Annotated in this window: 24 protein-coding genes; 16 read left to right on the forward strand and 8 right to left on the reverse strand. The window is 55.3% G+C overall.

The annotated features are described in order from the left end of the window. Positions 1–120: 120 nt before the first annotated feature. Complete coding sequence (hemB, locus tag ACOTW6_RS03105) at positions 121–1,095, reverse strand: porphobilinogen synthase (RefSeq protein ID WP_015571323.1); 975 nt, start codon at positions 1,093–1,095, stop codon at positions 121–123. A 449-nt stretch (positions 1,096–1,544) separates the two neighbouring features. Here hemB and ACOTW6_RS03110 point away from each other — a divergent pair, with 449 nt between their 5' ends. Both ACOTW6_RS03110 and ACOTW6_RS03115 read left to right on the forward strand, forming a co-directional pair. Next, positions 1,545–4,319: an autotransporter outer membrane beta-barrel domain-containing protein gene (locus ACOTW6_RS03110; protein ID WP_090279655.1), complete on the forward strand. Its 2,775-nt coding sequence runs from the start codon at positions 1,545–1,547 to the stop codon at positions 4,317–4,319. Positions 4,320–4,407: 88 nt separating this feature from the next. Continuing rightward, entirely contained in the window at positions 4,408–5,034 is a 627-nt protein-coding gene (locus ACOTW6_RS03115) for a helix-turn-helix domain-containing protein (RefSeq protein ID WP_063134259.1), read from the forward strand. Between the two features lie 2 nt (positions 5,035–5,036). Here the strand turns inward: ACOTW6_RS03115 and ampH are convergent, their stop codons facing one another. Continuing rightward, complete coding sequence (ampH, locus tag ACOTW6_RS03120) at positions 5,037–6,197, reverse strand: D-alanyl-D-alanine-carboxypeptidase/endopeptidase AmpH (RefSeq protein WP_032652680.1); 1,161 nt, start codon at positions 6,195–6,197, stop codon at positions 5,037–5,039. Positions 6,198–6,548: 351 nt separating this feature from the next. On the opposite strand from ampH, the gene sbmA reads away from it, so the two are divergent. Beyond that, positions 6,549–7,769, forward strand: a complete 1,221-nt coding sequence (gene sbmA, locus ACOTW6_RS03125; protein WP_213789417.1) for a peptide antibiotic transporter SbmA — start codon at positions 6,549–6,551, stop codon at positions 7,767–7,769. 12 nt (positions 7,770–7,781) lie between these two features. Continuing rightward, positions 7,782–8,879, forward strand: a complete 1,098-nt coding sequence (locus ACOTW6_RS03130; protein ID WP_213789416.1) for a DUF1615 domain-containing protein — start codon at positions 7,782–7,784, stop codon at positions 8,877–8,879. Here the strand turns inward: ACOTW6_RS03130 and ACOTW6_RS03135 are convergent, their stop codons facing one another. Next, on the reverse strand, positions 8,880–9,182 hold the full coding sequence (locus tag ACOTW6_RS03135) for a DUF2755 family protein (protein ID WP_003859159.1): 303 nt from the start codon (positions 9,180–9,182) through the stop codon (positions 8,880–8,882). A 248-nt stretch (positions 9,183–9,430) separates the two neighbouring features. On the opposite strand from ACOTW6_RS03135, the gene ACOTW6_RS03140 reads away from it, so the two are divergent. After that, positions 9,431–9,652 carry a DUF2754 domain-containing protein gene (locus ACOTW6_RS03140; RefSeq protein ID WP_015571318.1) on the forward strand — a complete coding sequence of 74 codons (222 nt, stop codon included), beginning with the start codon at positions 9,431–9,433 and terminating at the stop codon, positions 9,650–9,652. 3 nt (positions 9,653–9,655) lie between these two features. Here the strand turns inward: ACOTW6_RS03140 and ddlA are convergent, their stop codons facing one another. After that, positions 9,656–10,753: a D-alanine--D-alanine ligase gene (gene ddlA, locus ACOTW6_RS03145; protein ID WP_023296002.1), complete on the reverse strand. Its 1,098-nt coding sequence runs from the start codon at positions 10,751–10,753 to the stop codon at positions 9,656–9,658. Positions 10,754–10,857: 104 nt separating this feature from the next. Here ddlA and ACOTW6_RS03150 point away from each other — a divergent pair, with 104 nt between their 5' ends. From ACOTW6_RS03150 to adrA, 5 genes are all read left to right on the forward strand, one after another. Then, positions 10,858–11,541 (forward strand): extensin family protein, encoded by a 684-nt coding sequence (locus ACOTW6_RS03150; RefSeq protein WP_062933728.1) that lies wholly within the window; start codon positions 10,858–10,860, stop codon positions 11,539–11,541. Between the two features lie 169 nt (positions 11,542–11,710). After that, a complete protein-coding gene (locus tag ACOTW6_RS03155) occupies positions 11,711–12,925 on the forward strand; it encodes a multidrug efflux MFS transporter (RefSeq protein ID WP_015571317.1) in 1,215 nt (404 codons plus the stop codon). Positions 12,926–13,133: 208 nt separating this feature from the next. Next, on the forward strand, positions 13,134–13,394 hold the full coding sequence (gene iraP, locus ACOTW6_RS03160; protein WP_062933729.1) for an anti-adapter protein IraP: 261 nt from the start codon (positions 13,134–13,136) through the stop codon (positions 13,392–13,394). Between the two features lie 294 nt (positions 13,395–13,688). Beyond that, positions 13,689–14,009 carry a phosphate starvation-inducible protein PsiF gene (psiF, locus tag ACOTW6_RS03165; protein ID WP_048981818.1) on the forward strand — a complete coding sequence of 107 codons (321 nt, stop codon included), beginning with the start codon at positions 13,689–13,691 and terminating at the stop codon, positions 14,007–14,009. A gap of 102 nt (positions 14,010–14,111) precedes the next feature. Continuing rightward, the gene (gene adrA / locus ACOTW6_RS03170) at positions 14,112–15,215 is read left to right on the forward strand and encodes a diguanylate cyclase AdrA (RefSeq protein ID WP_062933730.1); all 1,104 of its coding nucleotides are present in this window, start codon (positions 14,112–14,114) and stop codon (positions 15,213–15,215) included. Between the two features lie 16 nt (positions 15,216–15,231). Here the strand turns inward: adrA and proC are convergent, their stop codons facing one another. Then, on the reverse strand, positions 15,232–16,041 hold the full coding sequence (gene proC / locus ACOTW6_RS03175) for a pyrroline-5-carboxylate reductase (protein ID WP_045334495.1): 810 nt from the start codon (positions 16,039–16,041) through the stop codon (positions 15,232–15,234). Between the two features lie 97 nt (positions 16,042–16,138). Here proC and ACOTW6_RS03180 point away from each other — a divergent pair, with 97 nt between their 5' ends. From ACOTW6_RS03180 to ppnP, 5 genes are all read left to right on the forward strand, one after another. Next, positions 16,139–16,597 carry a YaiI/YqxD family protein gene (locus ACOTW6_RS03180; protein ID WP_003859141.1) on the forward strand — a complete coding sequence of 153 codons (459 nt, stop codon included), beginning with the start codon at positions 16,139–16,141 and terminating at the stop codon, positions 16,595–16,597. 144 nt (positions 16,598–16,741) lie between these two features. Next, positions 16,742–17,266, forward strand: coding sequence for a shikimate kinase AroL (aroL, locus tag ACOTW6_RS03185; RefSeq protein WP_017383154.1), 525 nt, complete (start codon positions 16,742–16,744; stop codon positions 17,264–17,266). A gap of 44 nt (positions 17,267–17,310) precedes the next feature. Beyond that, complete coding sequence (gene yaiA / locus ACOTW6_RS03190) at positions 17,311–17,502, forward strand: protein YaiA (protein WP_003859135.1); 192 nt, start codon at positions 17,311–17,313, stop codon at positions 17,500–17,502. 236 nt (positions 17,503–17,738) lie between these two features. After that, on the forward strand, positions 17,739–18,416 hold the full coding sequence (locus ACOTW6_RS03195) for an AroM family protein (RefSeq protein WP_003859133.1): 678 nt from the start codon (positions 17,739–17,741) through the stop codon (positions 18,414–18,416). A 71-nt stretch (positions 18,417–18,487) separates the two neighbouring features. Next, positions 18,488–18,775, forward strand: coding sequence for a pyrimidine/purine nucleoside phosphorylase (gene ppnP / locus ACOTW6_RS03200; RefSeq protein ID WP_003859131.1), 288 nt, complete (start codon positions 18,488–18,490; stop codon positions 18,773–18,775). A gap of 47 nt (positions 18,776–18,822) precedes the next feature. Here the strand turns inward: ppnP and rdgC are convergent, their stop codons facing one another. Continuing rightward, entirely contained in the window at positions 18,823–19,737 is a 915-nt protein-coding gene (rdgC, locus tag ACOTW6_RS03205; RefSeq protein ID WP_006809928.1) for a recombination-associated protein RdgC, read from the reverse strand. A gap of 123 nt (positions 19,738–19,860) precedes the next feature. Between rdgC and mak the strand changes: the two genes are divergently transcribed. Next, entirely contained in the window at positions 19,861–20,766 is a 906-nt protein-coding gene (mak, locus tag ACOTW6_RS03210; protein WP_062933731.1) for a fructokinase, read from the forward strand. A 516-nt stretch (positions 20,767–21,282) separates the two neighbouring features. Here mak and sbcC read toward each other — a convergent pair. Continuing rightward, positions 21,283–24,414 (reverse strand): exonuclease subunit SbcC, encoded by a 3,132-nt coding sequence (sbcC, locus tag ACOTW6_RS03215; RefSeq protein ID WP_116329809.1) that lies wholly within the window; start codon positions 24,412–24,414, stop codon positions 21,283–21,285. Then, positions 24,411–25,616 (reverse strand): exonuclease subunit SbcD, encoded by a 1,206-nt coding sequence (sbcD, locus tag ACOTW6_RS03220; RefSeq protein ID WP_062933843.1) that lies wholly within the window; start codon positions 25,614–25,616, stop codon positions 24,411–24,413. The genes sbcC and sbcD overlap by 4 nt, the downstream gene beginning before the upstream one ends. Positions 25,617–25,734 lie beyond the last annotated feature (118 nt).

Here is a 25,734-nt window from a genome sequence, read left to right on the forward strand (position 1 = left end):
CCTCCTGCCGTCTTGCCCAGACAGTAGAAGGAGGAGATGTCGTTTGTATTGCAGTTTGGTGAAGATTAGCGCAGAGAGCAGGCCGGGTAAGGCGAAGCCGCCACCCGGCGCTAAAGCGGATTAACGCAGAATTTTCTTCTCAGCCAGATCCAGCGCGAAATAGCTGAAGATCAGATCCGCGCCCGCGCGTTTGATCGCCCCCAGGCTTTCGAGGATCACTTTCTCTTCGTCGATGGCACCCGCCTGCGCGGCGAATTTGATCATCGCGTACTCGCCACTCACCTGGTAGGCGCCAAGCGGCAGTTCGGTGCGTTCGCGAATGTCGCGCAGGATATCCAGGTATGCGCCAGCCGGTTTCACCATCAGGCAGTCAGCGCCCTGGGCTTCATCAAGCAGAGACTCACGAATCGCTTCGCGGCGGTTCAGCGGGTTCATCTGATAGGTTTTACGATCGCCTTTCAGCGCGGTGCCCGCTGCTTCGCGGAACGGGCCGTAGAAAGAGGAGGCGAATTTGGTGGAGTAGGACATGATGGCGGTGTCGGTGAAGCCCGCGGCGTCCAGCGCCTGGCGGATCGCCTGTACCTGCCCATCCATTGCCGCAGAAGGCGCAATGAAATCCGCACCCGCAGCGGCGGCAACCACCGCCTGCTTGCCCAGATTCAGCAGGGTCGCATCGTTGTCCACGCCGTGATCGCACAGCACACCGCAGTGGCCATGAGAGGTGTATTCGCAGAAGCAGGTATCGGACATGACGATCATCTCCGGCACACTCTCTTTGCAGATGCGCGACATGCGGGCGACGAGGCCGTCTTCTTTCCAGGCATCGCTGCCGGTCGCGTCAGTGTGGTGGGAGATACCGAACGTCATCACCGAGCGGATGCCCGCATTCGCAATACGTTCGATCTCGCGGGCCAGATGCTTTTCAGGAATGCGCATCACGCCCGGCATCGCGTCGATGGCTTTGTAGTCATCGATCTCTTCTTCAACAAAAATCGGCAACACCAGATCGTTTAAGGTCAGTGTTGTCTCTTCAAACATGGCGCGCAGTGCGGGTGACTTGCGCAGGCGACGGGGACGTGCAATTAAATCGGTCATGGTATGCCTGATGTTTGTGGAACAAAGAGGTATAGTGTACCTGAAAGCGGGGAGCGGTGTTTTACTAAAGTGGGCTTTTAGATTTTGGGCGTTGCGTCAAAACACGCGACGGGTAATTTGTCCTCCCGAAATTAAAAAGGCATTTTAAAGAGGGGAATATATTGGCGTTATTTCTGTATTGAAGAGGTAATATCATTATTAGTGATCTATTGTTTTTTATTATATTTATTGAACCAATGAAATGAGATTGCAATCTACTGATTTTATAATCTTTATTCATAATGATTGATATTGTCCTGGGTTTATAAGCTTATTTGTCTGAATACGGACTTAATGGAATCATTCATTGAACCTTTTCGAAGTGAAACTGCATAATTCCTTCCGCAATTAAACATTGCCAAATGATTTGATGGACAAACTTGCTTACGTCCCTGAGGAGGGATGACCCAATGCAAACATGGAAAAAGAAACTGGTTGTATCACAACTTGCATTAGCCTGCACACTGGCTATCGCTTCTCAGGCCAATGCGAAAGATATATCCGGCACGACATATAATACTTATGGATATGACAATACTGCGTCCACGCCCTGGTATTATGGTTATGCTGACTGGAATTATTCAGATGCCACACATGATGGTGACATTTATCCGGTCGTCAATAAATCAACCGTAAACGGAGTTATTTCGACATACTATCTGGATGATGGTGTCAATGGCCGTGCGAACGCGTTGAGTATTTCTAACAGTACCATTAACGGCATGATCACGTCAGAGTGTATGACCACGACGTGTGCAGATGGCGTAGATACTGACGGCACCGCTCATACCCAGTATGATCGTTTTAGCCTGACCGTTGATAACTCCACCATCAACGATACCTACGAGCATTACGCGTATGATGTCGTTAATGGCGAAACCACTGAAACGCATTATCTGGACACCTATGGTCTGGGTAACGCCATCACCCTGGACGTTGAGTCTGATATCGTTATTCAGAACAACTCCCACATCGCGGGCATCACGCTGACGCAGGGTTACCAGGATCTGGATAACACGCCATACGACGGTGTTGAAGGCGTTGCTAATAGCAGCAATGTCTTTACTGATACGCTGGTGGTGAAAGACTCTGTGCTGACCTCCGGTGCGTACAGCGATCTGGGTACCAGCGGCTTCTACGGTCAAACGGCGAAGCCGAGCGACTACGGTGAAACCAACGCCACGGCTGCCGATGATGCGGCGCTGATCGTTGCGGCCGGCGCGTCTGATAACGCTATGCAGACCACCGCTACCTTCGATCACTCTACCATTACTGGCGATATCCTTTTCTCCAGCACCTTTGATAACAACTTCTACGAGAATGGCGATCCGGCAACGGATACCACCGATGACGGCATCTATAACCCAACTACTAACGGCTGGGATGATACCGACAAGCTGGATGTCACGCTGACCAATGGCAGTAAATGGGTGGGTGCTGCGCAGTCAAGCGTTGAAGCCATCGGCACGGCGCAGATGTATGGTGAAGGCTACAGCAATGTAGACTGGCACGCGCTTTCTCCAAACAGCATCTGGCCTGATTCTACCTTTGACAGCAACGGTCACGTTGCGGGTGAAGAGGTTTATCAGAGCGGCCTGTTCAACGTGGCGCTGGATAACGGTTCCGAGTGGGATACCCGTAAGATCTCCAACATCGACGCGCTGACGGTGAACAACCAGTCTCAGGTCAATGTTGAAAACTCCGGCCTGCTGGCCGATTCCATCACTCTGACCAATGCGTCTAGCCTGAATATCGGCGACAGCGGCGCGGTAGCAACCGACAGCCTGTATCTGGATAGCTACAGCCGTGCGGCACTGACTGAAGAGACAGCTGAGCTGTATGCCAACACCATTACCGTGGACAACGGTGCAGAGCTGGCGCTGGGTCTGGGTCAGGTTGATACGCACAATATGGTGCTGACCGATGGCGGTGTGCTCAACGTTGCCAGCCGCGATTATGTGCTGAACAGCGACCTGAACAACGCACGCTATATCACCAACGATCGCTATAAAGCGGACTACGACTATGGTGTTGTCGCGCTGAACTCTGACGGTCATCTGGCGGTGAACGGTGACGTTGCCGGTAACTATAAAGTGCGCATCGACGATGCGACCGGCGCAGGCTCCGTAGCTGACTACAAAAACAAAGAGATCATTCGCGTCTATGACAATAACGCGGATACCGCTGCCAGCTTTACTGCGGCAAACAAAGCTGATTTAGGTGCTTACACCTATCAGGCGCAGCAGAAGGGCGACACCGTTGTTCTCCAGCAGGAAGAGCTGACCGACTACGCCAACATGGCGCTGAGCATTCCTTCTGCTAATACCAACATCTGGAATCTGCAACAGGATACCGTGGGTACCCGTCTGACCAACAGCCGTCATGGCCTGGCAGATAACGGCGGCGCATGGGTGAGCTATTTCGGCGGCAACTTTGACGCGGATAATGGCACCGTTAGCTACGATCAGGACGTAAGCGGCATTATGGTAGGTCTGGATACTCAGATCGACGGTAATAATGCTAAGTGGATTGTCGGTGGTGCGGCTGGTTTCGCGAAGGGTGATATCAGCGATCGTACAGGTCAGGTCGATCAGGACAGCCAGACTGCGATGATCTACGCGTCGGCGAAGTTCATGAATGACATCTTCCTCGACAGCTCCCTGAGCTACACCCGCTTCAACAACGACCTCTCTGCCACCATGAGCAATGGTCAGTATGTTGACGGTAATACCACGACTGACGCCGTTGGTTTCGGAATGAAACTGGGCTATGACTGGAAACCAAACCTGTCTGGCTACGTCACGCCTTACGCGGCGATCTCTGGCCTGTTCCAGTCCGGTGATGACTACCAGTTAAGCAACGACATGCGTATCGATGGTCAGTCTTACGACAGTATGCGTTATGAACTCGGCGTGGATGCAGGTTATACCTTCAACTACGGCGGTGAGCAGGCATTAACGCCTTACTTCAAACTGGCTTACGTGTATGACGATGCCGACAACAATGCTGATATCAACAACGACAGCATTGATAACGGCGTGGAAGGCTCTGCGGTTCGCGTGGGACTGGGCACTCAGTTCAGCTTCACGAAAAACTTCAGTGCTTACACTGATGCGACTTATCTGGGCGGCGGCGACGTTGACCAGAACTGGGGCGCAAACCTGGGTGTGAAATATACCTGGTAAGAAAAAAACGCGGGGGATTTTGCCCCCGCTTTTTTATGTGCTTTAAAAATAATAAAGAACCGACAGATACAGATGACTTGAGGTATGCATGAACGTTAATGCGAAACCACTTTCTGAATTAAGCCGGCTCATAAAGTGTCTGGAAATCGCCGGTACCCCATTTAAGACCGAACCACAACAATTAATAACTACCGGCAATAATGATGATGAACCCTTGACCGTTGTCATACAATCCGGTCTGACTGCCGTCCACCGTAAATCAGACGAATTACTTATGGGTATCGCGCGGGCACCGTATATCCACGGTTTAAGCGCATGGATAAATGACAACCATCTTGAATATTCTCTGATAGCACAAACACCTTGTAGCGGATTTTATTTGCCCGCCTCTGACGCGTGCCAACTTATTCAGGAAGCGCAACTTTGGCAAGAGGCTTTCTGCTGGCTGTCATGGCTAAACCATTTAATGGGAAAGCGTGATATGCAGTTGGTCGGAAATAACTCCTATAGCCAAATTCGGGCGATGCTGATCAATATGGCCGAGTGGGATGACACGCTACGTTCAAAAATTGGTGTTATGAATCATATTCAGCGTAGCACGCGTATTTCTCGTTCGGTCGTTGCTGAGGTTCTGGCGGCGCTGCGGCAGGGGAACTACATCAATATGAGTCGGGGCAAACTGATCAGTATCAACCGTTTGCCCACGGACTATTGAGATCAGTTAGAGGCCGTAAGCACCTGTGCTTTATTGGCGCTCAGCTCGGCCACCAGATTATTTACGCCATCACTCATATTCACGAAGCGTGTATTTGGCGACCGGGTGACCACCACAAAAGCGCCTACGTTTGATTGCGGAATCATCGCCATGTAGGTGATGAATCCGCCACCTCCACCGGTTTTTTGAATAATCCCCGGTCGGCCATCTTTTGGCGCCATATACACCCAGCCCATGCCGAGGGCATCGGCTTTACCTGGAACATCCATGCCAATGACGCGACGTAGCTGAGCACGCTGGTAGATGAGCGTCTGCATTCGGTCGGCCTGATTGCTGCGCGCGTAAAAATCCGATGAGAGGAACTGTTGCATCCAGCGCATCATGTCGCCGGGCGTAGAGTAAACGCCACCGCTGCCAATGGCGGCCAGCGTGTTATTGCACGGGCTGGCCCCTTTTTCCGCCACCATCAGACGCTTGCACTGGTCCGGGGAGGGGGTGTACGTGGTATCTTTCATCCCGAGCGGACGCGTGATCTGCTCTTCAAACAGTTGAGGGTAGGGCTTACCCGAGGCCGTCGCTAAAGCGTCGGCCAGCAGATCAAACGCCAGGTTAGAATAGCCGGCCTGCGAGCCCGGGGCCGATTTCAGGGTTGCTGTGCTCAGGTAGTTCCAGCGTTGCTCGCGGGTTGGCCAGACAAAGACAGGGCGATGCGCAGCGCCACCGGGCTGTTCTCGCGGCAGGGCGCTGGTATGGGTCGCAAGATTCACCAGTCTGATCGGCGTTCCCTGATATGTCGGAACGCGAGCGCCGGGCGGCGCATATTTGCTGAGCGGATCGTCGAGTTTCACCACGCCCTGATCGAGCAGTTTCACCAGCATTTCGCTGGTCATCAACTTGGTTATCGACGCGATACGGATAACGGAATCCAGCTGCGGACGAACGTTATTTCCCGGCCGTGTTTCACCGAAGCTGCGAAACACCCGTTGGTTACCGTCGATCACGACCAGCGCCATTCCCGTCGCACCGCTGCCGTAATAAATAAGGTTCGCGTAGCGATCGGCAATGTCAGAGGCCAGAACCGGGGCCGTCAGAGGCTGTGCTGCCTGGGCGGTTGACAGGCTCACCGCACACAGCGCGGCGATAGAGAGCAGACAACGTTTCAACGAAAAGCATCCATCAAGTGAATAAGGAAAGTTACGGGTAGTTATACTACTAATCGGCGTCGGGCAATGGCCCGATTTGCATAACGATAGCGAGAAAAACGTAACCGTGGGTAAATTTGAACAATTTACTTGCGGCGTGGCTCCCATTTTGTGACATCGACCGTATGATAGACGCTACGATCGCTGTTGCGAATGAAACGCACCGAAACAATTCCTGAAAACGGGGAAGCGAACTAATAATTCACCCGCAGGTCTCACTTTTTTGCCTGAGCCGGGAGGCTGGCACAGGCAAGGTTTCGTGTGGCGATATGTTGAACACAGCAACAGCCATAACAACAAGAAGGAAGCACAATGTTTAAGTCTTTTTTCCCAAAGCCGGGGCCCTTTTTCCTGTCGGCATTTATTTGGGCACTGCTGGCTGTCATTTTCTGGCAGGCCGGTGGCGGCGCGTGGCTGACCCGTCTTACGGGGGCAACGGGCGACATTCCCATTAGCGCAGCGCGCTTCTGGTCCATGAGCTATCTGCTTTTCTACGCTTATTACGTGCTCTGCGTAGGGCTTTTCGCCATGTTCTGGTTTGTCTATTCTCCTCACCGCTGGCAATACTGGTCGATTTTCGGCACGTCGTTAATCATCTTTGTCACCTGGTTCCTGGTGGAGGTGGGCGTAGCGGTCAACGCCTGGTATGCGCCGTTTTACGATCTGATCCAGACGGCGCTGAGTTCGCCGCATAAAGTGACCATTAACCAGTTCTACCATGAGGTGGGGATCTTCCTCGGCATCGCCCTCATCGCCGTGGTGATCGGCGTGATGAATAACTTTTTCGTCAGCCACTATGTGTTCCGCTGGCGTACGGCGATGAACGAACACTATATGGCGCACTGGCAGCACCTGCGGCATATCGAAGGTGCCGCACAGCGTGTGCAGGAAGACACCATGCGTTTTGCCTCTACTCTGGAAGATATGGGCGTGAGCTTTATCAACGCCATCATGACGCTGATCGCCTTCCTGCCGGTGCTGGTGACGCTCTCGTCGCACGTTCCGGAGCTGCCGATTGTCGGCCATCTGCCCTACGGCCTGGTGATTGCTGCGATTGTCTGGTCGCTGATGGGAACGGGGCTGCTGGCGGTGGTAGGGATCAAGCTGCCGGGGCTGGAGTTTAAAAACCAGCGCGTGGAAGCGGCCTACCGTAAAGAGCTGGTGTATGGCGAAGACGATGCCAACCGTGCGTCACCGCCTACCGTGCGTGAGCTGTTTGGCGCCGTACGTCGTAACTACTTCCGCCTCTATTTCCATTACATGTATTTCAATATCGCGCGCATTCTTTATCTTCAGGTTGATAACGTTTTCGGGTTGTTCCTGCTGTTCCCGTCCATCGTTGCGGGTACGATTACGCTCGGTCTGATGACCCAAATCACCAACGTCTTTGGTCAGGTTCGCGGTTCGTTCCAGTATCTGATTAGCTCCTGGACTACGCTGGTGGAGCTGATGTCCATCTACAAACGTTTACGCAGTTTCGAGCGTGAGCTGGACGATAAGGACGTGCAGGAAGTCACCCATACATTAGGTTAAAAAGGAATTGCTATGCCATTAGCCGTATCACGTGCATTACCGCTGACGTTACTCGCCGCTTTCGTGCTGGCGGGCTGTGCCGAAAAAGGGGCTGCCCCGCTCAAAGAAGGGGAGAAGCCCGTTGATGTGGCGAGCGTGGTGCGGCAAAAGATGCCCGCCAGCGTGAAGGATCGCAGTGAGTGGGCTGATGCGCTGGCAGCGACCTTCAAAAGCCAGAAGATCGCGCCTACCGAGGAGAATATCTGCTCGGTGCTGGCGGTGGCGCAGCAGGAATCAATGTATCAGTCAGATCCTGTTGTGCCTGGCCTGAACAAAATCGCCTGGAAGGAGATCGACCGTCGGGCCGAATCGATGCATATCCCGGTTTTCCTGGTGCATACCGCCCTTAAAATCACCTCGCCAAACGGTAAAAGCTACAGTGAACGGCTGGATACGGTGAAAACCGAGAAGCAGCTCAGCGCCATTTTCGATGATTTCATCAATATGGTACCGATGGGGCAGAAGCTGTTTGGTTCGCTAAATCCGGTGCATACCGGCGGTCCGATGCAGGTCAGTATCGCATTTGCGGAAAAGCATACCGACGGCTATCCGTGGGATATCGACGGTACGGTACGTCAGGAGGTCTTCTCCCTGCGCGGTGGGCTGTGGTTTGGAACGTATCACCTGCTGAATTATCCGGCCAACTACGATAAACCGCTGTATCGCTTTGCCGACTTTAACGCGGGCTGGTATGCCAGCCGAAATGCAGCCTTCCAGAATGCGGTAAGCCGCGCCAGCGGTGTGAAGCTCGCTTTGGACGGCGATCTCATTGCTTACGGCAGCAGTGAGGCCGGGACTACCGAACGTGCGGTGCGAAAACTCTCGACGAAGCTGGAGATGAGCAATAGCGACATTCGCCGACAGCTGGAGAAGGGCGATAGCCTGGCGTTTGAGAAAACGGATCTGTATAAGCAGGTCTTTGCGCTGGCCGAGAAGAAAAGTGGGAAGGCATTACCCAGAGCCATTCTGCCAGGCATTCAGCTGGAAAGCCCGAAGATCACGCGTAACCTGACGACCGCCTGGTTCGCGAAACGCGTTGACGATCGTCGGGCACGCTGTATGGGACTGTAATCAGTGGCGGTTGCGCCAGCGCAGGACAAGGGCAATCACGCCCAGAACCATGCTGCCCGCGAGGAAGGGAATGAGTCCAAATACGGTGCTCACGCCTAAACCGATTTCAACGCGCGGGCGGCCTGTATCCTGCACCTGCATCAGATGCTCATACACGCCGGGGGCATGCACCAGCATATTCAGCAGTTGGGTTCCAGCCCAGAAACAAAACAGAACAAACAGGGCATAGGCAATATTCCCCGCCGTGGAGGTTTTTGGTTGTTTTCCGCCAAAAATCGGTTTCGACAATGTAAAGTCTGCCATAAGACCTCCCGAAAATATCACTCTGTTTTAATACGCGTCGTACAGGGTGAGTGTGACAGGTCATAGCATTTGTCAATATCAGAATCGTGGGAAATTCGGCTCAGGATTTCTCCTGGATTGTCGATTTCTGCATCACGTCACAAATTGATAACATAAGTGAAACTGCGCTGCTTTTCAGAATTTACGTATCCGCCACAGACGCCTTGATCAAACTGTGAGAGGATAGGTTTTTTTCTGCCGGAGTTGTCATGAAGCTCACTTCCAAACTACGCCGTGACTGGCATTACTACGCCTTTGCGATCGGGCTGATCTTTATTCTCAACGGTGTTGTCGGGCTGCTGGGATTTGAAGCGAAAGGCTGGCAAACCTATGCGGTTGGGCTGGTAACCTGGGTAATCAGTTTCTGGCTGGCGGGATTTATTATCCGCCGTCGTCCCGATGAGACGACGACGGCAGAGAAAGCCGACTAACCGTTAGTTAACAGAGCTTTTCAGGGCGCTGTCAGCGGCGTGACGCTCCAGCGCCAGTTCAATCAGGCGGGTGATCAGTTCCGGATAGCTTATCCCGCTGGCCTGCCACAGTTTCGGGTACATGCTGATATTGGTAAAGCCCGGCAGAGTATTGATTTCGTTAATCACCACCTCGTTATCCGGCGTCAGAAACACGTCGACGCGCGCCATCCCACAGCATCCCAGCGCCTGATAGGCTTCAACGGCGATCGCGCGGATCTTGTCGTTAACGTCAGGATCGAGCGCGGCGGGAACCACAACCTGGGCACCTTTGTCGTCAATATATTTGGTGTCGTAGGAATAGAAGTCGCTGTTCAACACGACTTCACCGCAGGTACTCGCCTGCGGGAAGTCGTTGCCCAGTACGGCGCACTCAATTTCGCGTCCGTTAATTCCCTGCTCAACCACCACCTTATGGTCAAACTCAAAGGCCAGACGAACGGCATCGTTAAACTGCGCTTCGCTGGTGACTTTGCTGACGCCGACGGACGAGCCCTGATTCGCTGGTTTCACAAACAGCGGCAGGCCGAGTTGCGCCTGGATCTGCGCGAAGCTGTGTTTATCGCGGTTGGCGCGAGTAAGCGTCACGAACGGCGCAATATTCAGACCGGCGTCACGCAGGAGACGTTTTGTGACGTCTTTATCCATGCAGGCGGCAGAGCCCAGCACATCGGAACCGACAAACGGCAGGTTCGCCATCCGCAGCATGCCTTGCAGGGAGCCGTCTTCGCCCAGCGTGCCGTGAACAATAGGGAACACCACGTCAATCTGTGCCAGCGCCTGCGCGTTCCCGGCATCGATAAGCTGTCCCTGTTCTACGCCCGGAACCGTTGCGACGCTGATATCAGAAGGATTAAGGGCGATGTGCGCCGGATCGTCAGCGTGTAACAGATACTGGCTGGCATCGTTAACATGCCACTGGCCCTGTTTATCAATGCCCAACAGCACCACGTCAAAACGGCTTTTATCAATCGCATCAACGATATTTTTAGCCGATTGCAACGACACCTCGTGCTCTGCCGATTTTCCCCCAAAGACAATACCTACGCGCTGCTTTGCCATCTCACTCTCTTCCAGTCTGACGAAAAGCCAATAACATACCACGATGCCCGGCGGGTTTCGCGGCCTTCTGCCATAATGTTTTGAGGGATGCTGAAGGGGGGCGCGTGAAAGGAAAAGGTCTGTTTATTCTTATTGTTATTGCCGGGATCGCCACGGTGGGCTACCGCTGGTTGCCGCCGTATTACAATCCTTTCGTGCCGCTTACGCTTGACGATCCGCCCGGAAAAATAACCCAGTTTAAACTTCGACGTTTAACACCGCAGGCATGCGAAAGCCTGTTAGCGCAGGCGAATCAACGCCAGCTTATCCGTACCCAGACTGTCGCTGACAGCGCCGGTGAGTGTCCGCTGAGTAACGTGGTGCGCGTGCGCGATTTTGGCCCGGTGAGCCTGAACAGTAGCTTTCTGGCCAGTTGTCCGCTGGCGTTAAGTTCTGCGCTGTTTGTCAGCCAGCAGGCCCGACCGCTCACCCAAACCTGGACGGGAAGCGAGCTTACCCGTATTGAACATCTGGGCAGCTTCGCCTGCCGCAATATCTACAGCCGCCCGGATGCGCGGCGCAGCGAACATGCCACGGCGGATGCGCTGGATATCAGCGCTTTCAGGCTGGCAAACGGACAGCGCGTTACCGTCCTGAACGGCTGGAAAGCGGAAAAGACGCAGCCCTGGCTACAGGCGCTGCTCTCGGCAAGCTGTGGTTATTACGGTAACGGTCTGGGACCGGACTATAATGCCGCCCATGCCAACCATTTCCATCTGGGGATGCGCGGATATGGATTATGTCGATGAAGCATAATCTTCCGCCTAAATTTGGATAAATTGTGACTTATTTCACAAATATGATGACTGGGAAGATAAAACACCAAAGTCTGCAAGGCCGCATCTCTGGCGCTATGTCATTGCGCGTAACTTGCTAATCTGTCGGCGAATTCGCCTAAAAATGAAGACTATTTCTGTTATGGAATCCTGGAAAGTTAACCTCATTTCAGTCTGGTTCGGCTGCTTCTTCACCGGACTGGCTATCAGCCAGATATTGCCCTTCCTGCCGCTGTATGTGTCGCAGCTGGGGGTCACTTCCCATGAAGCGCTCTCCATGTGGTCCGGCCTGACGTTCAGCGTGACGTTTCTGGTCTCCGCCATTGTGTCGCCGATGTGGGGTAGCCTGGCGGATCGCAAGGGACGCAAGTTGATGCTGCTTCGCGCCTCGCTGGGGATGGCGATAGCCATTTTGCTCCAGGCCTTCGCCACCAACGTCTGGCAGCTGTTTATTCTGCGGGCGATAATGGGGCTGACCTCCGGGTACATTCCAAATGCCATGGCGCTGGTGGCCTCACAGGTACCGCGTGAGCGAAGCGGCTGGGCGCTCAGCACGCTTTCCACCGCCCAGATCAGCGGGGTCATTGGCGGCCCGCTGCTCGGCGGCTTCCTGGCTGACCATGTCGGGCTGCGTGCGGTCTTTATCATTACCGCGATCCTGCTGACGATCAGCTTTCTGGTCACCCTTTTTCTGATTAAAGAGGGCGGGCGGCCTGTTGTCAGTAAATCCGAACGCCTGAGCGGAAAAGCGGTTTTCGCCTCGCTGCCGTATCCTGGCCTGATGATTAGCCTCTTTGTGACGACGATGGTGATCCAGCTCTGTAACGGCTCGGTAGGGCCGATTCTGGCGCTGTTTATCAAGTCGATGGCACCGGACAGCAGCAACATTGCGTTTCTGAGCGGGATGATTGCCGCCGTGCCTGGCGTGTCGGCGCTGATGTCCGCTCCGCGTCTGGGGAAACTGGGCGACAGGATCGGTACGGCACGTATTCTGATGGCAACGCTCATCATTGCGGTGATCCTTTTCTTTGCCATGTCATTCGTCACCACACCTCTTCAGTTGGGCATCCTGCGCTTCCTGCTTGGCTTCGCGGATGGCGCCATGCTGCCCGCTGTACAGACGCTGCTGGTGAAATATTCCAGTGACCAGGTAACCGGCCGCATTTTTGGCTACAACCAGTCGTTCATGTATTTAGGCAACGTAGCGGGCCCGCTTATCGGCGCCTCGGTCTCGGCGATGGCGGGTTTCCGCTGGGTATTTGCCGCGACGGCGGTGGTGGTCCTGCTGAATATTATTCAACTGGCCTTTGCCTTGCGACGCCGCAGGCGAATCGCTGAGGCAAAGTCGGCCCGGTAAACACGATAATATATTATTTATTCTTATGAACGCCGCATTTTTATATAACGAAATGCGGCGCCTTTCTTTTAGAAAAACGTTTCGCTTTCGCGCTGAAATATCTTTTTTGGCAGCGATGTCACTTTTGCATAAGATAAAGCCAATCCATGCTTTTCATTATTCAGTGAGGGTGTTAATTTCAGGGGAAATCACATAAGGAAATAGCACCATGAAAAATCTCATTGCTGAGTTGTTGGTTAAGCTTGCCCAAAAGGAAGAAGAGTCGAAAGAGCTGGTTGCCCAGGTCGAGGCGCTGGAAATAGTTGTGACGGCGCTGCTGCGACAGATGGCAAAGCCGGAGCAGGAGGCGTTGATTGACAACGTTGAAGGCGCGCTGGAAAAAGCGCGTCCTGATTCCCTGGTGCCTGCGGAAGATGCGGAGCTGCTTCAGCAATACGTAAAGAAGCTTTTAAGGCATCCTCGCAGCTAACCTGTCTGAGGTGAAATGACGTGTCACAGAATTGTCATGCAGGATGCCTGGCGTCGCTCTGTTTTTATTTTTACACATTTATGCAGGGGAAATTAAATTGAGACAGAGCACACTTTTCACCGCATAATTTCTGCTATTAATTACCGCCTCCCTTCCGGCGAAACCGGATAATGATCATTGTGTCGCTACAGGGCTGAAATAACCGGGAAGCCCGGCGAAAATCAGGTTCGCAGGGTGGTTTTTTTTCCGTAACGAACCAGACTTAACGTGGAACTTCACATAAAGGATGGTGCAATGAAAACAACAATACTGGTTACCCTTCTCTCTGGCCTGTGTCTGATGGCCTCAGCACACGCGGAAGAGAAAACGTTAACGCCCCAGCAGCAGCGCATGACGACCTGTAACCAACAGGCGACATCGCAAAGCCTGAAAGGGGATGCCCGTAAAACGTACATGAGCGACTGCCTTAAAAATGGTGCGGCTAAACCCGGTGAAAAAAGCCTGACCCCGCAGCAGCAAAAAATGCGCGAGTGCAACGCCCAGGCGACACAGCAGATGCTGAAAGGCGACGATCGCAGCAAGTTCATGAGCGCGTGCCTGAAAAAACAGGCGTAGTGCTAACGGGTGAGTCACGGCTGTGGCTCACCCAAAATTTCATACTTTCCCCGCTACCCCCCTCTCTATAATTTGGGAAAATGTTTCAGAATATTCCCAAAAATGATGAATGATGAGTTTTATGACAATCACGAGAACATTCGGGAAGCGTGGTACCAGCAGCTTTCTCAGGATGATTCATACCGTTCCGGTCTGCGATTTGCCCGGCGAATACGGCTGGCACGCATCGTTGGTCTGGCGGCGCTATTCGTTCCGCTTGCCAGCGTCCTGGTGAGCCAGTTTCTTTCCGGCGTCTGGTGGTTATTGCTGGTGGGCTGGGTCTTTGTCTGGCCCCATCTGGCCTGGCAGCTGGCTTTTCGTTCGGCTGAACCCCACAGCAGTGAAATCGTTAATCTGAAAATCGATGCCATTATTGCCGGCGTCTGGATGGGGCTAACAGGGTTCAGTGCGCTGCCAACGGCGGCGCTGATCATGATGATCGGCATGAATATGATGGGATCGGGGGGATGCCGGTTATTTCTGACAGGACTGGCGCTGCTTGCTCTGTCTGCCCTGTTGACCGTGCAATCCACGGGTACTCCTGTGCTATTGACCTCTGAACCGCTGGCGTTGTGGCTGACGCTCCCCGTGCTGGTGGTCTACCCCATACTGTTTGCCTGGCTCAGCCACCGCACGGCGATCCGTCTGGCAGAGCATAAGCGTCGGCTTGAGCTGATGAGTACCCGCGACGGAATGACCGGCGTATTCAATCGCCGTCACTGGGAAACGCTGCTGCGTAACGAATTTGAGGCCTGCCGTCGCAGCCATCGACAGGCGACGATACTGCTCATCGATATCGATCACTTCAAGACGATCAACGACACCTGGGGGCATGACGTGGGGGATGAAGCGATTGTCGCCATCACGCGCCAGCTTCAGCTGACCCTGCGCTCAGGCGATTATATTGGCCGTTTTGGCGGGGATGAGTTCGCGGTGATCATGTCCGGCACGCCTGCTGACAGCGCGATTGCTGCGATGTCGCGCGTCCACGAACGGCTGGTCAACATGCCGCTGCACGGAGCACCTATGGCGAGGTTGTGTATCAGCGTTGGGGTTGCCCCCTGGGGGGCGCAGTTCACCCACTATCGTGAATGGCTAAAGGCGGCGGACGTGGCCCTCTATAAAGCCAAAAATGCCGGACGGGGCCGCACCGAAGTGGCCGCCTGACGCCCGGCGTAGCGCATCAGGACTTACTGAGCTTCTCTGATTTTTCCATGCATTTTTGCATCGCCTCGATCACGGCGGAGCGGAACCCGCGATCTTCCAGCACGCGCACGGCTTCAATGGTGGTGCCCCCCGGCGAGCACACCATATCTTTCAGTTCGCCCGGATGTTTGCCCGTTTCCAGCACCATTTTGGCCGAACCCATCACCGCCTGCGCTGCGAATTTGTAGGCCTGCGCGCGCGGCATTCCACCCAGTACGGCGGCATCGGCCATGGCTTCGATAAACATAAAAACATACGCCGGGGCAGAGCCGCTCACGCCGACCACCGGGTGGATCATCGGTTCGGCAATCACTTCCGCTTCGCCGAAGCAGCGGAAGATATTCAGTACATCTGCCACGTCTTCAGAAGTGACCAGCGCGTTAGGGGTGACGGAGGTCATACCGGCATTCACCAGCGACGGGGTGTTTGGCATGGCGCGAACAATCTTACGGTCGTGACCCAGCGCGCGGGCGAGCTGATCGAGGGTCACGCCTGCGGCAATCGACACCACCAGGGTCTCTTTGTTAAGGCTGGAGGTGATCTCGCTCAGGACTTTAATCATAATATTCGGCTTAACGGCGCCAAAGACAATATCCGCCACCTGAGCCACTTCCTGCGCGCTTTCGGCAGCGTTGACGCCATACTCATCACGCAGCGCCGCGACTTTATCCGGGGATGGGGTATAGACCCAAATCTGCCCCGGCAGTACCTGCCCGCTGGCAATCAGTCCGCCGAGGATAGCTTTACCCATGTTTCCGCAGCCGATAAACCCGATTTTCTTATCCATCACGTCTCTCCGTTATTATGCGTTGTTATCTCTCACAGATAGCTTAACAACGAAATGCAGGCGACAATAGTCGCCAGAATCATAATGGGGAGAGACGATGGCGATTTGGGTTGATGCGGACGCGTGTCCGAATGTGATTAAAGAGATTTTATTTCGTGCTGCCGAGCGCGTGCAGATGCCGCTGACGCTGGTGGCGAACCAGAATATCCGCGTGCCGCCCTCCAGATACATCCGTTCTCTGCGCGTTCCGGCCGGGTTTGACGTGGCGGATAACGAGATAGTACGCCTGTGTGACGCAGGAGATCTGGTGATCACCGCGGATATCCCGCTGGCTGCCGATGTACTGGCGAAAGGGGCGGCGGCGCTGAACCCGCGCGGAGAACGCTATTCGCCGGCAACGATCCGCGAGAAGCTCACCATGCGTGATTTTATGGATACGCTTCGTTCCAGCGGCGTGCAAACCGGTGGACCGGACAGCCTGTCGCAGCGCGATCGCCAGCAGTTTGCCGCCGAGCTGGATAAATGGCTGCTGGAAGTGAAGCGCCGCCCGGCGTAGCCCACCTGCGGGCGGTTTTGTGGTACAGTGTGGCTTCCACAGGCTTGTCATTCCGTACCGCTTTGCAGTAAAGTTAGCGCAACATCTACTGCAATCATTTCTTTACAGCCTTCAGTTATCCGGCAGCAAGGGGAACACCTGGTTATGAACCCACCCATCTTTTTAGTTGGCCCTCGCGGCTGTGGGAAAACCACCGTTGGTCTGGAGCTGGCGCGTCTGTGCCAGAGTCAGTTTGTCGATACTGATCACTGGCTCCAGGAGAATGCCGGTAAGACCATCGCCGATATCGTAGAGGATGAGGGGTGGGAGAGCTTTCGTGCGCGTGAAACGGCCACGCTGGAAGCGGTGACCGCGCCGTCAACCGTGATTGCGACCGGTGGGGGCATTATTCTGGCGCCGTATAATCGCCAGTTTATGCGCGAAAAGGGTGTCGTGATCTACCTTTGTGCACCGGTCTCTACGCTGGTGGGGCGGCTGGAGGCGTTTCCGGAAGAGGGGCAGCGCCCGGCGCTGACCGCGAAACCGCTGAGTGAAGAGGTCAGCGACGTCCTTGCCGAACGCGATGCACTGTACCGCGAGGCGGCACACCACGTTGTGGATGCGTCGGCGTCACCCGAGAAAGTTGCGATTCAGATTATTACCGCCCTGCGTTTGGCTTGCGCCAGCTAACAGCCGTCTATACTCATAGCTCAGACATAAAAAAAGGATGAGCTATGCCAACCAGACCTCCCTATCCACGTGAAGCCCGCATCGTTACCGTTGAAAAAGGTAACGGCGATCAGACCGTAACCTGGTACCAGCTGCGTGCCGATCACCCTAAACCTGATTCGCTGATCAGCGAACATGAAACCGAACAGGAAGCGCTGGATGCGAAACGGCGCTATGAGGATCCTGAGAAGTCCTAACAGGAATCCGAATTCGTTACAACCGTGCCTGAATCACACTTTTAACTTATCGCTGATGTTAAGCAGCAGTTAATATTTAGTTATTACAGGTGGATTCGGAAAGGCCAGTCGATCTTTACATTACGATGTAGAGATCCCCTGCTACGCTTGGTGCTGTTTTGTTGAATAAATGAACAGTGCAGCGTAGTGAGCCTGTACCTGTGTGGCAGTTGTGGTAGTAACGGAAGGCGATCAAAATGAAGGCGACGTTGGCGATCCTCACGATTGGTGTGGTGCCTGTAAGCGAAGTATTACCGCTCTTAACCGAGCATGTCTCTGAACAACAAATTACGCATCTCAGTCTGTTAGGGAAGCTCAGTCGGGAAGAGGTCATGGAAGACTACGCGGTCGGAGAGGGGGAAGATCCCCTGGCAACGTTACTCAGTGACGGTAAACTGGCGCATGTGTCGCGCCAGAAAATCGAGCGCGCGCTACAGGGCGTGATCGAAGTGCTCGACAATCAGGACTATGACGTTATTTTGCTGATGAGCACGGCACCCGTTAAAGGGCTCAGCGCGCGTAATGCCATTCTGCTCGAACCGATGCGGATTATCCCCCCGCTGGTGGCCTCAATTGTTGATGGTCATCAGGTTGGGGTCATCGTTCCCGTTGAGGAACTGCTGGATAACCAGACGGTGAAGTGGGCTGCGCTGGAGCACACCCCGCTGTACGCGCTGGCAAACCCGTTCTGGGACAGCGAAGCGAAGCTGATTGCGGCCGGGCAGGAGTTGATCGACAGAGGGGCGGATGTCCTGATGCTCGACTGCCTGGGCTTCCATCAGCGGCATCGTGATTTACTGCAAAAGGCGCTGGATGTTCCGGTGCTGCTCTCTAACGTCCTGATGGCGCGCCTGGCGTCAGAATTACTGGTGTAATGATTTTGCGTGACAGGTCATGAGCATGGCCCCTATAGTGGATTTTTCTCTATAAATATAAGGGCCAGTTCATGCTTCAAAGTAACGAATACTTTTCCGGTAAAGTGAAATCCATTGGTTTTACCAGCAGCAGCACTGGCCGCGCCAGTGTCGGCGTCATGGCGGAAGGGGAATACACCTTTGGCACCGCAGAAGCGGAAGAGATGACGGTGGTCAGCGGCGCGCTGAACGTCCTGCTGCCGGGTGAAACGGAGTGGAAAGTCTATAGTGCCGGGCAGGTCTTCAACGTGCCGGGCCACAGCGAGTTCCATTTACAGGTTGCAGAGCCAACCTCTTATCTGTGCCGCTATCTGAAATAAAAGCATGCCGGGTGGCGCATTCGCTTACCCGGCCTACGTTTTGCCTGTCAGCGCTGCGCTTCGCCGCCGAGACCTTCCACCAGGTTCTGAATCAGCGCCGCCAGCTCGCCGGTCATCAGGATAAAGTCTGCGTCAAAGCGCTGAGCATAATCTTCGCGGTCGATATCTTCGTTCTGATCGCGCAGTTCATCACAGAACTTAAGGCGCTTCACGGAGCCGTCATCACACATCACAAACTGAATGCGCTGCTGCCAGTCGAGTGCCAGTTTGGTCACCACTTTGCCCGCTTCAATATGCACGGCGATTTCGTCGCTCACCAGATCCTGTTTCTTCGCGCGGATCACGCCGCCATCTTCCAGCAGCGCTTTCAGCTCTGCTTCATCAAGGATCTGGAAGCCCTGCGCGGCAGTCCCGCTGCGCACCCACTCGGTCAGGGTCAGCTCAATCGGCGTTTCCAGCGCCAGCGGTACCACCGGTAATGAGCCAAGGCTCTTACGCAGCAGCGCCAGGGTATCTTCCGCTTTTTTGGCGCTGGCGCAGTCCACCATGATCAGCCCGTTAACGGTGTCGATCCACATCATGGTCTGGCTAAAGCGGCTAAAGGCGCGCGGCAGCAGCGAGTGCAGCACTTCATCCTTCAGCGAATCTTTTTCGGTTTTTTTAAGCTTACGGCCCTGTTCAGCTTCCAGCTTGAAGATCTTCGCTTCGAGCGCTTGCTTAACCACGGGCGTCGGCAGGATCTTCTCTTCTTTACGGGCGCAAACGATGATTTGCCCCGTGCTGCTGGCGTGGGTCAGCGCATCGCTTTGAGAACCCATTGGCGGAACCCAGCCGGTTTTTGCCATATCCTGGCTACCGCAAGGGGTAAAGGAGTAAGCGGCTAACTGTTTTTCCATCTCTTCTGCACGCAGCGAAACGTCGCGGCTGAGACGGTAAACCATCAAATTTTTGAACCACAGCATGATAATTTCCACGGCCTTGTCGTTAAATCAGCGGGCATGATAACGAATTGTCGCATCGCTTGCATTGCTAATCGGGAAGCGGGCTTCTACTCTGTTGATAATCAAAATAATGAGGAGTGTCTTGTGCGTATTGGGATTGATTTGGGCGGCACCAAAACAGAAGTCATTGCGCTGAGCGAGCAGGGGGAGCAACTGTTTCGCCACCGTCTGCCTACGCCGCGCGATGATTATCGCCAGACCATAGAGACGATTGCCCGCCTGGTCGATATGGCAGAGCAGGCAACGGGCGAGACGGGCACGGTCGGGATGGGGATCCCCGGCTCCATTTCGCCGTATACCGGCGTGGTGAAAAACGCCAACTCCACCTGGCTCAACGGTCAGCCGTTTGATAAAGACTTAAGCCAACGCCTGAACCGGGAGGTGCGTCTGGCGAATGACGCTAACTGCCTGGCGGTCTCTGAGGCCGTGGATGGCGCAGCAGCTGGCGCGCAGACCGTATTTGCGGTCATTATCGGCACCGGCTGCGGAGCGGGCGTGGCTATCGGCGGGCGTTCGCATATTGGCGGCAACGGCACCGCGGGCGAGTGGGGGCACAACCCGCTGCCGTGGATGGACGAAGATGAACTCAAATACCGCGCCGAAGTGCCGTGCTACTGCGGCAAGCAGGGCTGTATTGAGACCTTTATTTCCGGTACGGGGTTTGCCACCGATTATCATCGTCTGAGCGGTCAGCCGCTGAAAGGTAACGAGATTATGCGTCTGGTTGAGGAGCAGGATCCGGTGGCTGAACTGGCGCTCAGCCGCTACGAAATGCGGCTGGCTAAGTCACTGGCGCATGTGATCAATATCCTCGATCCGGACGTGATTGTGCTGGGCGGCGGCATGAGCAACGTCGACCGGCTGTACGCCACGGTGCCAACGCTGGTGAAACAGTGGGTATTTGGCGGCGAGTGCGAAACGCCGATCCGCAAAGCCGTCCACGGTGACTCCAGCGGCGTACGCGGCGCGGCGTGGCTCTGGCCGGAATAAACGCAAGCCGTTTTTGATGTTTGTAGCCTCTCCCCGTGGGGAGAGGCTACCCCAGTAATTTGAAAGCAAAAGCTATAACGTTGCCTCAGAATAACTGAGGGCTTTCAGCGATGCCTCGGTCCGGCTGTAAATCGCTGAGGCGTTTCCTGTAGGCCGGGGCGAGGCGCAGGGATGCGCCGAGAGGGCGGGCTTTACAGGGATGTTACCTCCGCCCGTCCCCGATAAGCCGGAAGGAATAAGCCGAAGGCACCGCGAAGCGGCGATTTTCCGCCGGAAGCCCGGGTCGCCAGGGTGGTGGCGACTGAGCCACCCTGGCACGTTCACCGGTCATGTCGTGACAGAGTAGCAAGGAACATAAAGTGAACGGAATGACCACCAGAGCCGTATGTTCCCCCTCACCCCAGCCCTCTCCCTCAAGGGAGAGGGGGCCGTCTGTGCAGGCATTATTTTGTGGGGAACCCTCAGCCTCGTGGGAGAGGGCCAGGGTGAGGGCACCAGAGCGCACCATCCCCCCATTTACTGCACCGCAAACTCCCTGTCCAGTCTGCTATATCCCAGCCCGTTGATCTTCTTCACTTTGATCTGCACCGGAATACGCTCTTTCATTGCCTCTACGTGGCTGATCACGCCAATGGTTTTCCCGGTGGCGTTCAGCGCGTCGAGCGCGTCCAGCGCGGTGTCCAGCGTTTCGCTGTCGAGCGTGCCGAATCCTTCATCCAGGAACAGCGAGTCAATGCGCGTTTTGTGACTGACCAGATCGGAAAGCGCTAAAGCCAGCGCCAGACTGACCAGGAAGCTCTCCCCGCCGGACAGGGTACGGGTATCGCGTACCGCATCGGCCTGCCAGGTATCGACCACTTCCAGCTCCAGCGCGTCGCTGGCTTTACGCTGAAGCAGATAGCGGCCATGCAGACGGTTGAGCTGCTGGTTGGCAAGCCACACCAGATTATCCAGCGTCAGCCCCTGGGCGAATTTACGGAATTTATCGCCGGTGCTGGAGCCTATCAGCGCGTTGAGATAGCCCCAGTCGTCGGCCTGACGCGCCGCCTCCTCAATCTGATGCATAAGCGCTTGCTGGTGCAGACGGTTATCGGCGTCCTGTTTGAGCTGCTGGCGGATCTCCCCCTGATGCGTGGTGTTGTCCCGAAGCTGTTGCGCCAGCTGGTGTAACTGCGCCTGAAGCGTTGCGGCATCGGTTTCCAGCCCCTCGGGGCGCTGTGCCTGATGCGCCTGAAGCTGCTGGCTTGCCTGCACCGAAAGCGCCGTGGCCTGCTGGAGCTGGTTTTCCAGCGTCTGCTTTTGTTGTTCAAGCTGGCGGATCGACGCTTCATCCAGCAGGGCGGAGAGAAATGCCTCCCGATCGGCAAAGCAGCTCGCGGTCAGCGCGGCGTTGAACTGAGCCTGTGATTGCTGGAGCCGTTCACGCTCAAGCGTCTCCTGCTGCTGTAGGGTGGTGAGCTGGCTTTGCAGCGACACGCATTCGTCGTGGATGCCGCGCCAGTTCTCAGGAATAACCGCGTCGGCTTCTGCATCATCGGTAACCGGCAGCGTCTCCAGGATGGGCATCAGGGCGTTAATACGTTCCTGAATCGTACCGTGCTGGGCCTGTTTTTCCTGCCACAGGGTATATTCGCTTTCGCGCGAGCTCAGCCAGGCGCTTTCAGCCCCTTCATCGGGCACGTTAAGCGACAGAGATTGTAACGAGGCCGCCAGCGCCTGACGCGTCGCCGTCAGCTGCTGCTGGTACTGGCGCGCCTGACCTTCCTGTTCATTGAGCTGGTTTTGCAGCGTCAGACGCTGGCTGAGCTGATACAACTGGCGTTCATACTGTTCCTGTTCGCTCATCCAGGGGGCAATATCATCCTGAATATTCAGCGCTATGTTCAGGGAGGCGCAGACCTCCAGCCACTCTTTAGTGAGTGCTTGCTCTTCCTCAGAGAGAGTCTGTGCTTCCTCTGTCTCGCGCTGGATCTGCTGGGTCAGCGCATTCACCTGCCCGAGCACCAGCAATCCTTCCTCTTTTAGCGCGGCAACCTCTTTCTCCAGCGCGTCGCGGCGGCGCTGATTGTCAGTCAGTTCAAGCGCCTGATATTGCACAACTGCCGGGTGTTCGCGTGAACCGCAGAGCGGGCAAGGCTTACCCGCTTCGAGCTGTGCACGATAGTTCTCAAGATCCTTGATTGTCGCCTCACGCTCACAGAGCGCTTTCAGGTCGGCATAGTGCTGATTTTTCTCTTTGAACTGCTGACGCCGCAGGATCAGCGTTTCATTGAGCTTACTCTGCTCAGCCTGCGCTTTCTGCACGCTTTCCGCATTCTGGCGCAGCCGTTTTTGCAGCGGCTGATAGCGAGCGTGAAGCGCTGTCAGACGCTGGCGGAGCGCCCGCGATTGTGCCTGTTGCTCCATTGCCGTCGCGAGATCCTCAGCCGTCAGCGTCAACGTACTTTCAGGCATCTCAGCCAGCTTCTGACGAAGCTCAGCAATGCGCGCTGACTGGGCAACAAGCTGATTTTTATCGCGATTCAGCTGCGTAAAATGCGCCCGCCAGCCGGCAATTTCCTGCCCCCACTGACGGAAACGATCGTGTTCGGTCAGCCACTGCGTCAGTACCGTATGCTCTGCCTGCAACTGTTCACGGTTGCGCAGCGCACCGTTGCGAATACGCGAGCGCTGCGCCGCTCTGTCGAGTAAGCGAGTATTTACTTCAACAATTCGCTCTGTTGTCTGCGCCAGGCGGGTGGTCTGCTCCTGCTGATACTCCCATAGCGGACGTAGCTGGGCGGCGGGCTGCGCCAGCTGGAGTTTCGCCAGTTGGGGCGCGGCGTCCGTCAGAGCCTGTTGCGCCTGCTGCTGCGAAGCGGCTGCACGCTGCTGCTCACGTATCAGTTCGTCGTTACGCGTAAGCCACTGAAAATCTTTCTGTTGGCTTTGCTGCTGTGCCAGCAGGACTTTTTCTTCGTCAGTAAGTGCCTGCAAACTTTGCTGCAAGTGTTGCTGCTGTTCCTCGCTCAGCAGCACAACCCCTGCGGCCTGCGCTTCGCACACCTCCAGCGCGTTACGTGCCGCTTTGTGTTTTTCAAAAACCATGGCGGAAATCTGGCCGTAAATTTCCGTGCCGGTCAGTTCCTCCAGCAGCTCTGCGCGATCGCTCGGTTTAGCATTCAGGAAGGCGGCAAACTGCCCCTGAGAGAGCAGCATCGAGCGGGTAAAGCGACCATAGTCCAGCCCGGTGAGTGTGGCGGTTTGTTCCAGCTTATCCGTGACTTTGTCGGCCAGAATTTTGCCGTCTTCGCAGCGGGCCAGCTCTACGCGCGGTGCCTGTAAGTTCCCGTCCGGCTGGTTGCGGGCGCGGTTCTGGCTCCAGAAAGCGCGATAAGCAACGCCTTTGACCTCAAATTCCACTTCCGCCAGGCATTCGGCGGTATCGCGCGTCATCAGGTCGTTTTGTGCCTGAGAGACCTTATTAAGACGCGGCGTTTCGTGGTACAGCGCCAGGCAGATGGCATCCAGCAGCGTGGTTTTACCCGCGCCGGTTGCGCCGGTGATGGCAAACAGTCCGTTGCTGGCGAACGGCTCCGCGGTGAAATCAATTTTCCACTCACCCTTCAGCGAATTCAGATTTTTCAGACGCAGGCTCAGAATTTTCATGCGTTTTCGTCCTCGTCATGGAGGGAATGCAGGGTCTGGGCAAACAGCTCGTTAAGCCTGGTGCGTCTGGCCTCGTCCACCTCTTCATGCGCAAGCCGCCGCGCGAACACCTCTTCAACCCGAAGTTCGCTAAGCGTTTCACGCTGGGCGTTGAGCAGAATTTTCTCGCGCTGCTCGCGGCTGCGGCGTACCAGCAGCACTTCCACGGGAAGGTCTTCCGTCAGCGTCTGAATTTTACGCTGCATATCGTACAGGTACTCGTCGGTGGCGATTTCGATATCGAGCCAGACGGGGGGAATAAGCGCTGCGCCGCGCCACTGCTCAAGCTGAGCGGTAATGGCGGCCAGATCGCCTTTCAGCACCGCCAGCGGCTGGGTGACTGGCACCTCAAGCGTCTCAACGGCGCTGAGTTTGCCCCCGGTGAAGCTCACCAGATGCACGGATTTGGCTTTGCCCGTTTCGTCAAAACTGAGCGAAATGGGCGAGCCGCAGTAGCGGATATGCTCGCAGCCGCCGATGATCTGCGCCCGGTGAATATGCCCGAGGGCAATGTAGTCGGCGGGGGGGAAGTTTTGCGCCGGAAACGCGTCCAGCGTACCGATATAGATCTCGCGCACCGCATCACTCTTACTGGCTCCGACGGTGGTGAGGTGTCCGGTGGCAATGATCGGAATGGCTTGATCGCCGCGCAGGGCGCAGGCTTCCGTATGCTGCTGGTGATAATAGCGGGTGATGGCCTGCAACAGATGCTGCTGTTTTTCGCTGCCGGACAGACCAGCCTGGCTTTGTACGATATCGCGCGGGCGTAAAAACGGGATTGGGCACAGCACCGCGCCCGGCGTGCCGTCGCGTTTTTTCAGGATCTGCGGCGCGTGTCCGGCGCTGGCCACCACGGTGGTATTGAGGAACGCCAGAATATCGCGGGATTCATTCAGCGTCGCCACCGAGTCATGGTTTCCGGCGACAATCACCAGGTGACAACCGGTTTGCTGGAGGTTGACCACAAAACGGTTGTACAGCTCACGCGCATAGCTCGGCGGCGATCCGGTATCAAAAATGTCGCCCGCCACAATAATCGCGTCCACCTCGTGAGCCTGAGCCGTCTCCAGCAGCCAGTTCAGGAACGCTTCATGTTCCGCGGCGCGGCTTTTGCTGTAAAAATTTTGACCCAGGTGCCAGTCTGAGGTGTGAAGTATGCGCATAAAAGATCCGTGGCCATAATAAGAAAGCAGGATTATAAACGTTCGGTGAAGGGAAAATAACCGCTGTAATAAAACAACAGTTTGCCATTTATAGTGGTAATGTTTTTCATAAATCTGT

This window comes from Enterobacter cloacae complex sp. IR5403 (assembly GCF_049238705.1).
Lineage (GTDB): Bacteria > Pseudomonadota > Gammaproteobacteria > Enterobacterales > Enterobacteriaceae > Enterobacter > Enterobacter hormaechei_C.